The following is a 1,261-nucleotide window of genomic DNA, read 5'->3' as shown; positions in this document are numbered from 1 at the left end:
TGTAGTGGTCAAGTAAAACTGGCCACCGCTTTATAGTTAACCCAGTACTTTTCCTCTGCCTGGTTCGGACTCATACCACCGTTATGCTGGTGAGGCCTAAGCTGGCTGTAATACCCGATTAAATAGTTCACGATATGATGCTGCCCCTGCAAGAATGAGCAATAGCCATACGTTGGCACCCATTCAACCTTTAAGCTCCTGAAGAAACGCTCCATTGGCGCATTATCCCAGCAATTACCACGTCGGCTTAGGCTTTGTTTTACTTGGCATTTCCAGAGTGTCTGACGGAACTTACGGCTCGTATAATGACTGCCCTGGTCGCTGTGGAACATAACCCCTTTTGGCCGCCCACGGCTCTCATAAGCCATTTTCAATGCGCTGCTGGTGAGTTCGCTATCGGGCGACAACGACATCGACCAGCCAATCGTTTTCCTAGCAAATAAGTCCATGACAACGGCTAGATAAGCCCAGCGTTTGCCAGTCCAGATATATGTGACGTCGCCACACCAAACGCGGTTGGGCGCCGCAACGTTAAACTGACGCGCTAAGTGGTTCGGTACCTCAACGTGTTCATCACCTGTTTTCTTATAGGTGTGCCCAGGCACTTGGCAGCTAATTAGGCCAAGCTTTTCCATCAGGCGGCCAGCGCGATAGCGACTTAACGGCACATCCTGCCTTGTCGCCATCTCTGCGATGCTGCGCGCCCCTGCAGAGCCTTCGCTCTCGCGAAATAGCTCTCTGACCTTGGCTATTTCCTTAGTCTTCGTGGCACACACAGGTCTTTTTGAACGTTGTCTCCAGTATTTAAAGCTGCTGCGATGCACGCCAAACACGTCACACAGTTTTTTTACCGGGTAGCTCGTCTTGAGTTTCTCGATTAGCGAGAAGTGTTCAGGGAGTCCGACATCAAGAGAGCGGTAGCCTTTTTTAGGATGTCTTTTTCCATCTCAATGTCACGGATGCGCTTTTCAAGCTCGCGAATCCTGAGCCGATCGGGTGTCATGGGCGTTGCTTTAGGGCTTTGGCCATCACGCTCTTGGCGTAACTGACGAACCCATTTATCCATGCTCGAATACCCCACATTCATTGCTTCTGCCGCTTCACGAACCGTGTAGTTTTGATCAACGACTAGCTGTGCTGCTTCGAGCCGGAATTCAGGGCTAAAGTTACGTTTTGGTCTTGTTGCCATGCTGCCACCTAGTGATGTCTTGGTGCATATTAGCACCTCTAATTAGGTGGCCAAATTCACTATGCCACTACA

General features: G+C 50.4%; 1 protein-coding gene. It reads right to left on the bottom strand.

The window, feature by feature from the left end; all coding sequences use genetic code 11:
- Positions 1-8: 8 nt before the first annotated feature.
- Positions 9-1,189, bottom strand: a protein-coding gene (locus tag HUO07_RS21525; RefSeq protein WP_176305140.1) for an IS3 family transposase whose coding sequence is annotated in 2 segments (ribosomal slippage) — positions 9-922 and positions 922-1,189 — 1,182 coding nt in all. Because the reading frame shifts where the segments join, the coding sequence is not laid out codon by codon here.
- Positions 1,190-1,261 lie beyond the last annotated feature (72 nt).

Origin of the sequence: Vreelandella maris (genome assembly GCF_013371085.1) — a bacterium.
GTDB lineage: Bacteria > Pseudomonadota > Gammaproteobacteria > Pseudomonadales > Halomonadaceae > Vreelandella > Vreelandella maris.
Note: the sequence above shows the minus strand (reverse complement) of the source record. Positions and strands in the feature narration are given on the sequence as shown.